General features: G+C 68.2%; 6 protein-coding genes. 3 read left to right on the top strand and 3 right to left on the bottom strand.

Features of this window, described 5'->3' with window-relative positions:
* Positions 1 to 244: 244 nt before the first annotated feature.
* Positions 245 to 652, top strand: a complete 408-nt coding sequence (locus tag ABE423_RS19835) for a YciI family protein (protein WP_004153945.1) — start codon at positions 245 to 247, stop codon at positions 650 to 652.
* On the opposite strand, the gene ABE423_RS19840 is transcribed toward ABE423_RS19835, so the two are convergent.
* Positions 630 to 2,711 (bottom strand): NHL repeat-containing protein, encoded by a 2,082-nt coding sequence (locus tag ABE423_RS19840; RefSeq protein WP_346487262.1) that lies wholly within the window; start codon positions 2,709 to 2,711, stop codon positions 630 to 632. The two genes, ABE423_RS19835 and ABE423_RS19840, sit on opposite strands and share 23 nt — an antisense overlap.
* A gap of 165 nt (positions 2,712 to 2,876) precedes the next feature.
* On the opposite strand from ABE423_RS19840, the gene ABE423_RS19845 reads away from it, so the two are divergent.
* Complete coding sequence (locus tag ABE423_RS19845) at positions 2,877 to 4,397, top strand: hypothetical protein (RefSeq protein WP_121504780.1); 1,521 nt, start codon at positions 2,877 to 2,879, stop codon at positions 4,395 to 4,397.
* A gap of 42 nt (positions 4,398 to 4,439) precedes the next feature.
* Here ABE423_RS19845 and ABE423_RS19850 read toward each other — a convergent pair whose 3' ends face one another.
* The gene (locus ABE423_RS19850; RefSeq protein WP_125892404.1) at positions 4,440 to 5,216 is read right to left on the bottom strand and encodes a lytic transglycosylase domain-containing protein; all 777 of its coding nucleotides are present in this window, start codon (positions 5,214 to 5,216) and stop codon (positions 4,440 to 4,442) included.
* Between the two features lie 219 nt (positions 5,217 to 5,435).
* On the bottom strand, positions 5,436 to 6,809 hold the full coding sequence (gene cycA, locus ABE423_RS19855) for a D-serine/D-alanine/glycine transporter (protein WP_049399140.1): 1,374 nt from the start codon (positions 6,807 to 6,809) through the stop codon (positions 5,436 to 5,438).
* A 228-nt stretch (positions 6,810 to 7,037) separates the two neighbouring features.
* Here cycA and ABE423_RS19860 point away from each other — a divergent pair, with 228 nt between their 5' ends.
* Entirely contained in the window at positions 7,038 to 8,654 is a 1,617-nt protein-coding gene (locus ABE423_RS19860) for an EAL domain-containing protein (RefSeq protein ID WP_049461408.1), read from the top strand.
* Positions 8,655 to 8,813: the final 159 nt, after the last annotated feature.

The following is an 8,813-nucleotide window of genomic DNA, read 5'->3' on the forward strand; positions in this document are numbered from 1 at the left end:
GGGCAGGGGCGTGAGCCGCATGGATGCGGCGACCGAGCTTACATGGACGTACTTGCAGCGCCCCCTGCCCTGCCTCCCCACCCGGCCAAATCCAAGAACCCGAGCTTTCAGCGACCAACCCACCCCACCACGGAGGGGCTCCGCCGTTCGCCGATCGCCCGCCGCAGGCGGCTTTTCGCGCTGCAGCATGCCGGCAGGCAAACCTGCGCCATCATGGGCACCCCGCCCCCGCCAGGACCGTGCCATGCAGCAGTACCTGCTTCTGATCTACATCGAGCCTGCCCTGCTGCAGGCGCTGCCCACCGAAGAATTCAACGCGCTGATGCGCGACTGCCTCGCCCACGCCGACAAACTGCAGGCGGAAGGCACGCTGCTGGCCGCGCAGAAGCTGCAGCCGGTCGACACCGCGCAGACCCTGCGCGTGCGTGATGGCCACAGCCGTGTATTGGATGGCCCGTTCGCCGAAACCCGCGAACTGCTGGCCGGCTTCAACCTGATCGTCGCCCGCGACCGCGACGAAGCCATGCGCATCGCCCGCGACTTCCCATGGGCGCGCTTCGGCAGCATCGAAGTGCGGCCGCTGGAAGACATGGACGCCGAGCGCGAACGCTGCGGCGCCCCGGCTGCGGCTATGGCAGCAGCCGTACCCTGATCTCGCGCGGGCCCACGCCTTCGTTACCGCTGTAGTCGCGCACGCTGGCGCGCACGATGTACTCGCCCGGCGGCAGCGCCGCCGGCTGCCAGCGCCCGGTCTCCATCAGGCCATCACGCACGGTGTTGGTAGCCAGGTAACGGAACCGGGTCACCGCACTGCCATGCACCGTGATACCGCTGTCCGGTGCGTAGGCCACGCGCACCGCTTCCTTCTGCGGCGGCATGCGGTTGAACACGATGTTCCAGCGCGGCTGCTCGTAACCCTGCAGCGGCTGTCCGCCGGCATCGAGGATCTGGTAGCCCACCTGGTACATGCCCAGGCGACGACGCGGCAGGTTGTTGTCGACCTGGTCCCAGGCCTCGATCACGATCTGCACGCCGCGGCCCTGGCGCGCCACCATTACCACGCCATCGCTGCCGGCGGCCATCGGCTGGTCGTTGTCGTCCAGCAGCGCCACATCGGTGATGCGCGGTGCGAAGTGGTCGGCGTAGTTGTGGAAGCCCAGCGCCACGGCATTGGTCTCGAAACCACCGGTACCCACGGCCAGGTGCACGTGCGCCTGGTTGTTGATGCTGCCCAGGCGGTCGCCGACGTGGATGCGCATGCCGCGGCGCACGCGCATCCGCTCCAGCTTGCCCTGCTCGTCATACAACGCCTGCCAGCGCGCATCGTAGGGCTCATCGCGCGGGGTGCGGCCGACCCGCATGTGGATGTACTTGAGGCGGTCCACCGCCAGGCCCTCGGCCTGCTCACCCAGGTTCCAGGCGGCCACCGGGCTGCTGATCTTGCCCTCGGCAATCGCCAGTACGGTCTGGCCCACATCACCGCGCACGTCGAAACCGCCATGAAGGTGGTGGCGGCTCTCGCCGGTGAAGTTGCCGCGCACCTCACCCAACGTACCGACCACTTCATGCCAACCGTCCTGCGGTGCCAGCGGCCAGCGGCCGCCCGTCTCCGGCAACGCCGCATCGGCAGCCGGGCCGACCAGTGCCGGTGCCGGCAGTTCGCCCACCGGCAGCGGGCGCAGGCGATGCAGGCGGTAGCTGGCGGCGTCGGCCACCAGGACGCTGCCATCGGCATCGAGCGCCAACCCGCTCGGGCGGGCCAGGCGCGGCAGGCGGCCATTGCCGACCAGCGCGATCTGGTGGCCCTGCGGCGTCACCTGCACGATGCGGCCATCAAGATCGCCCACGTACAGCACACCGTCGTGCGTGGTGGCCAGCGACAGCGGCCCATTGATCACGCCACCGGCGGCGACCACGGTGCTCACCGTGCCGTCGGCGCCTACGCGGCGCACCGCGTTGTTGAACAGGTCGGCCACCAGCAGCGCGCCCTGCGCATCGAAGTCCAACGCCACCGGCGTGTCGAAGCGCGCAGCGGCGCCGGTGCCATCGGCCAGGCCCGGCCGATCGCCGCCGGCCAGGGTGCGCACGTTGCCATCGGTACCGATCACCCGGATGCGGTCATTGAAGGTATCGGCCACGTAGACCTGGCCCTGCGCATCCACTGCGATGCCCATCGGCGCATCGAAGCGTGCCTGCGCGGCAGGGCCATCGGCGTGGCCCTGTTCGCCACCGGCCAGCGTGGTCACCTGGCCATCGGTGCCGATGCGGCGGATGGCATGGTTGCCGGTGTCGGCCACATACAGGTTGCCCTGCGCGTCGGCGGCAATGCCCGACGGCGTATTGAAACTGGCCTGCAGTGCCGGGCCATCAACGCGCCCCTCGCCCTGCCCGGCCACCGTTTCAACGCGACCATCGGGCAAGCGGCGGCGGATCCGGTTGTTGTCGCCGGCATCGGTGAAATAGACGCTGCCATCGGCACTGCGAAGCAACGCGTACGGATCGGCGAAACGTGCCTGCGCGGACGCGCCATCGCGGTCACCCGGGTGGCCATCGCCGGCCAGCGGTTCGATCTGCGCGGTCCACGCCAGCGGCGTTGGAACCGGACCCGCCGGTTCAGCCAGCGTATGCAGCGGTGTCTCCCACCAGGTTGCGGCCAATGCCACTACGGTCGCCAACGCTACGCCTGCCGCCATCCATTGCCACCGTGCCATCGTGCTGCGCTGCCTGCCTGCTGTCTGAAGAGGCACCGACAATAGACGCTGAACGCAGGATCCGCCAAGGCCAAACGTACTGCCGGATACCAGAGTTCCATGCGTCGCGCTTGTTCTCCCTGGCTACAGCGGGTTCAATGCTCTTCCCACGGATGGAGATCCTCCATGCCCCGCATCTTCCCCCTCGCCGCCCTGCTGGTGGCCGCACTGGCCAGCACGCCGGCCTCCGCCTCGATCTCGGTGGCACCACAGAAGCCGTCAGTCACCGCCGATGCGATGCACCAGGCCTATGCCACGCGATGGGATGAGGCGATCCAGCAGTCACGCAGTGGCAACACGCTGGGCGCACTCATCGCGATGGAACGGCTGATGGAAGATCCGATGCTGGATGACTTCGATGCTGAACATCGCGGCCGCGCCGCGCAGGTGGCCGGCTGGACCGCGATGGTGCAGAAGAAGCCGGACCAGGCTCGCCGCTATCTGCAGCGCGCGCAGGAGGCACTGCCGGACGATGCGCAGATCCTGCTGACCCTGGTCTCGGTGGAACTGTCCGAGAACCAACCGGCGCCTGCCACCAAGCACCTGGTGCAGGCGCTGAAGCATGCCGATGCGCCGTTGCCGGTGGACCACCACGCGATCAACTACCTGCAGTTCCGCCTGCGGGACCAGCCGCAGCAGCGCATGGAACTGCTGCAGGCACTGTTCGACAACGGCTGGAAGAGCGGCGGCCTGGAACCCACCGGACTGTGGCTGGCACTGGCCACGCTGCAGGCCGACAACGGCCGTGGCGAGGCCATCCCCGCGACCCTGGCCCGCATCTCCGCGCCCGCCGAAATCATCCGGCTGCGCAGTGACAAGCGCTTCGATCCCTATGTCGACCGCGCCAACCCGCGCTTTGATCCCGTGCAGGCTGCACAGAAGCACCTCGACGAACTGCGGGTTTCCGGCCTGCTCGACCGGGCGCTGGACGCGCGCATGGCCGAGTTCAGCAGCACGCTGCTGATGCTGGACCGCAACGAGGAAGTGCTGGCGCTGACCGATGGCATGGCCGCTGCGGCCGCCGAAGGCGAGGCGCCTTCGGCGGCGGAAGCCGAATGGGTGGCATGGCTGCTCAACAGCCGGCTTACGGCGCTGCGCCGGCTGGGTCGCAACGAGGATGCGCTGGCGGCAGCCAAGCTGGCCGCACGCATCGGTGCACTGGGCCCCGATGGTGCCGAGCACCAGTTCAACGTCGGCTTCGTGTTCAGTTCGCTGGGCCGCATGCAGGATGCCGCCACGGCAGTGAATGACATGCCGGGCCTGGCCGGTTACGGCAAGGCGGCCCAGGCACTGCTGCAGTTCGTTGCCGCCCGTGAACGTGGCGATGCCAAGGCCGAACAGGCCGCGCGTGCAGCGATCCTGGCCCAGGGCGATGACGCGCGCCTGTTCCAGCGCGAGATGCTGCTGGACGAGGGCAATCTCGACGGCGCAGCTGCCGTGCTGATCGAACAGTTGCGCTCACCCGTTGAACGCGGTGAAACGCTGGCCAGCCTGCAGGACATGCGCACCTATCCGTCGCTGCCCGGCGACGTGAAGATCGATGCGGCGTGGCGTGCGCTGAAGCAGCGCGCCGACGTGCAGGCCGAGGTTGCCCGCCTGGGCCGCATCGAACGCTACGAACTGGTCAGCACCTCCACCTCGCGCTGAGCAAGCTCCCATGTAGAACCACGTGCGTGCAGCACCACCCGCCTAGCGCGCCGGCACCTCGGTACGGATGCCCATCGCCTCGCGGTAGCGTGCGTACAGGGCCATCACCTTGTCCACGTAGGCCAGGGTTTCGGCATAGGGCGGCACGCCCTTGTAGCGGGTGACCGCGCCGATGCCGGCGTTGTAAGCGGCCGCTGCCAGCGGCCGATCACCGTTGTAGCGACGCAGCAACGCGCGCATGTAGCGGGCGCCGCCATCGATCGACTGCTGCGGCGAGAACGGATCATTCACCCCGTACTCCTGCGCGGTGTCCGGCATCAACTGCATCACGCCCTGTGCGCCTTTGCTGGACACCGCCAGCGCATCGAAGTTGCTTTCGGCATGGGCGATCGCGCGCAGCCACGCATCATCCACGCCGGTGGCCTTGGCGGCGGCCTTGAACTGTTTGGCATGCTGCGCCAGCTGCGGCTTGCCCACCTTGCCCAGGCCTTCGTGGGCAGGCTCACCCGGCGGCGTGGCCATGGTGAACTTCAGGAACACCCGCGAGCCGGGCAGGTTGCGGGTGGAGTAGACCAGCGCGCCATCCTGCTCGCGCTCGTACAGCACGCCGCTGAACACGCCCATGTTGCCCCACAGATTCGGGGTCTGGATGGCGTTGTCGTCGATTTCCTTCGGGGTGCAGCGTGAACCGGGTTCCGGCGCGGTGGCCAGGCTGACGGTGTTGCCCTGCACGCAGCGGTAGACGGTGCGCGCGGCGGCCAGCCCGGGCCACAGGCTGGGCAGCAGCAACAGCGCAAGCAGGAGAGGGCGACGGAACATGGCGGCCGGATCATCCGGCCGCGCCCGCTAATGCTGGGTGAATGGGGGCCAGCAGGGCTGCGCCCTGCACCCGTGGTAGTGCCGGCCGCTGGCCGGCAACCTCAACAGCAACGGCAACGGCCGATTTCCTGCGGGGGGTCGGATCCCGTTGCTGCGCAACGGTCTCTGACCCCACTCCAGAGAGATCTCTGGATCAATCGATGGAACGCAAATGCTGGATTACTTCGCGGTCCTCCGACGCACCCAGTACCCCACGCCCAACAGCACGAACCACACCGGGCTGGCGACCAGCGCCTGGCGGGTGTCGGCCTGCAGGCTCAGCAGCACCAGCACGGCGGCGAAGAACACCAGGCAGGCCCAGCACATGGCGACGCCGCCGGGCATCTTGAAGATCGAGGCAGCGTGGCGTTCCGGGTAGCGGCGGCGGTAGGCCATGTAGGCCACCAGGATCAGCGACCAGACGAAGATGAAGAGCACCGTCGCCAGCGTGGTGACCAGGGTGAAGGCGGTCACCAGGTTGGGGATCAGGTAGATCAGCAGCGTGCCGCCGAGCAGGCACAGGCAGGAGAACAGCAGGCCACGGGCGGGCACTGCGGCGCGTGACAATTTCGACAACCCGCGCGGTGCGTGGCCTTCCTCGGCCAGGCCGTACAGCATGCGGCTGGTGGAGAAGATGCCGCTATTGGCCGAAGACGTGGCCGAGGTCAGCACCACGAAGTTGATCAGGCTGGCCGCGGCGGGGATGCCGGCCAGCACGAACAGCTGCACGAACGGGCTCTTGTCCGGCACCACCTGGCGCCACGGGGTGACCGCCATGATCGCGATCAGCGCCAGCACGTAGAAGATGATGATGCGCACCGGGATCGAGTTGATCGCCTTGGGCAGGTTGCGCTCGGGGTCTGCGGTTTCAGCGGCGGTGGTCCCCACCAGCTCGATGCCGACGAAAGCGAACACCGCGATCTGGAAACCGGCGAAGAAGCCGACAAGGCCCATCGGGAACATGCCGCCGTCATTCCACAGGTTCGACAACGACGCGGTGTGGCCACTGGGCGAGGTGAAGCCCCACGCCACCAGCCCGGCGCCGGTGATGATCAGCGCACAGATCGCCACGATCTTGATCAGCGCGAACCAGAATTCCATCTCGCCGAACAGCTTCACCGTCACCAGGTTCAGTGCCAGCAACAGCAGCACGCAGGCCAGTGCCGGTATCCACGCATCCAGCCCGGGGAACCAGAACTGCGCGTAGGCGGCAATCGCGATCACGTCGGCGATGGCGGTGACGATCCAGCAGAACCAGTACGTCCATCCACAGAAGAAGCCGGCCCAGGGACCGAGCAGATCGGTGGAGAAATCGATGAAGGATTTGTACTGCAGGTTGGACAGCAGCAGCTCGCCCATCGCGCGCATCACGAAGAACAGCATCGCGCCGATGATCAGGTAGACGAAGACGATGGACGGGCCGGCCAGGCTGATGGTCTTGCCCGAGCCCATGAACAGGCCGGTGCCGATGGCACCGCCGATGGCGATCAGCTGCAGGTGGCGGTTGGACAGGCTGCGGCGCAGGTGCTCGGGGGGCGTTGCGGGCTCGGTCATGGGCGTGCACTGGGGCGGGCGAAGCGTTCGACGTTAGTCCTCCCCGGCCCGGAGCGCCAGCGCTGGACGACCCGATTGCGTCAATCATGGTCGCTTTCATCACATTGTGACCGAATACCGGATTCGTCCCATTCCGCCCGGCCCGGCGTCATGCTCAGATAGCCGCACCTGCCCAAGGATCGGCCCGACCATGTACCCTGCCCTGCCCGCCCCGCTGGAGCTCCGGCCTTGAGTCGGCTGCGCGTGATCATTGGTGGCACCGCGCTGGCGCTGCTGGCCGCGGCCGTGCCGATCGCGGTGATGGCCTATGCCACCTGGGACCGTGCAGTCAGCGTCGAGCAGCAGCGGCTGCGCGACATCGCCGGTCGCGCGCTGCGCCGCGCCGACCAGTCCTACCAGGAAGCGCTGGCGGCACTGCAGTCGGCCGAGGTCGGCGCCCACGACGCCTGCGGGCCCGAGCATATCCGGCGCATGCAGACACTGGTGATGACCTCGCCGTCGGTCGACCAGATGGGCTACTTCGAGGGTGGCAAGCTGCGCTGTACGTCGTGGGGGCCGTTCCTGTCCGACGTCAACCAGCCCAAGGCCGACCACGTCACCAGTGATGGCGCCGGCATCGCCGTGGATGTGCGCCCCGAGGCCAGCGGACGGCGCCAGGTCCTGTCGTTCCTGTACGGCAACTACGACGTGCTGGTCGATCCGCGCCGCTTCGTCGATGTCATCGCCGACCCGAACGTGCGCCTTGCCCTGGCCAGCCCCGATGGGCGTCTCCTGGCCAGGCAGGACGGCATGGATCCGGCATTGCTGGAGACCCTGCTGCGCGCCCCCGATGAAGGCCTGGACCACCACACCCTGTATGCCACCGCCCGCAACGAAGAGTGGTTGGCGATCGCGACCATGCCGCGTACCGCGCTTGCCGCGACCTTCCGCCAGCAGGCGTGGCTGTTCGTGCCGATCGGCGTTCTGCTGGCCGCTGCCGGTGCCGGCCTGGTGATCTGGCTGTCGCGTCGCCGCCTGTCCCTGCGCGGCGAGCTGGCCACAGCGATCCGCCGCCGCGAGCTGTACCTGCACTACCAGCCGATCATCGAGCTGGATACCGGCATCTGCGTCGGCGCCGAAGCGCTGGTGCGCTGGCAGCGCCCGGATGGCACCCAGGTGCGGCCGGACCTGTTCATTCCGCTGGCCGAAGAGGCCGGCATGATCGGCGCGGTCACCGATCTGGTGATCGAGAACGTGGTGCGCGACATGCGTGAACTGCTGGTGGCCGACCGCAGCGCGCACATCGCGATCAACCTGGCCGCCGAAGATATCAGCAGCGGCCGTGCGCTGAAGATGATCTCCAAGCACATGGCCGGCAGCGGCATCCTGCCGCAGCAGATCTGGATGGAGGCCACCGAGCGCGGCTTCCTGGATCTGGACCGCGCCCGCACGATGCTGGCGCAGGCGCGTCGGGCCGGGCACAGCGTGGCCATTGACGATTTCGGCGTCGGCTTCTCCAGCCTGCAGTACCTGGAACAGCTGCCGCTGGACGCGTTGAAGATCGACAAATCATTCATCGATGCGATCGACACCGAGAGCGCCACCAGCCCGGTAACCCCGCACATCATCGACATGGCCAAGGAGCTGGGCCTGTGGGTGGTGGCCGAGGGCGTGGAGACCGAGGCACAGCTGGCGTATCTGCATACCCGGAAGGTCGAGTTCGCGCAGGGTTGGCTGTTCTCGCGGCCGCTGCCGCGGGATGAGTTCGTGGTGTTCCATCACAAGCGGCAGCAGCGCTATGGCGCGGCGCGGGAGCACATGCAGAATCCGCGCAGCGTGCCGATCGAGCGTGAGGGGATCGAGTAGGACGGCCAACGGCGGAGCCCCTCGTGGTGGGTCGCGTTCGGCGGAACCGTCGGGGTGGGCCGGGGGGGGGGGGGGGGGCGGGGGGGCGGGCAAGACGGGGCAGGAAGTACGGTCGCGCCAACCCAGGGGGGGACCCCCCCGGCCACCCCCCCCCCCCCG

Origin of the sequence: Stenotrophomonas sp. TWI1409, from assembly GCF_039673015.1 — a bacterium.
Taxonomy (GTDB): domain Bacteria; phylum Pseudomonadota; class Gammaproteobacteria; order Xanthomonadales; family Xanthomonadaceae; genus Stenotrophomonas; species Stenotrophomonas maltophilia_A.

What these genes read in the sequence shown, in the direction of transcription:
- ABE423_RS19835 (WP_004153945.1), top strand. Translation starts at nt 245, where the DNA reads ATGCAGCAGTACCTGCTTCTGATCTACATCGAGCCTGCCCTGCTGCAG.
- ABE423_RS19840 (WP_346487262.1), bottom strand. Translation starts at nt 2,711, where the DNA reads ATGGCACGGTGGCAATGGATGGCGGCAGGCGTAGCGTTGGCGACCGTA.
- ABE423_RS19845 (WP_121504780.1), top strand. Translation starts at nt 2,877, where the DNA reads ATGCCCCGCATCTTCCCCCTCGCCGCCCTGCTGGTGGCCGCACTGGCC.
- ABE423_RS19850 (WP_125892404.1), bottom strand. Translation starts at nt 5,216, where the DNA reads ATGTTCCGTCGCCCTCTCCTGCTTGCGCTGTTGCTGCTGCCCAGCCTG.
- cycA (WP_049399140.1), bottom strand. Translation starts at nt 6,809, where the DNA reads ATGACCGAGCCCGCAACGCCCCCCGAGCACCTGCGCCGCAGCCTGTCC.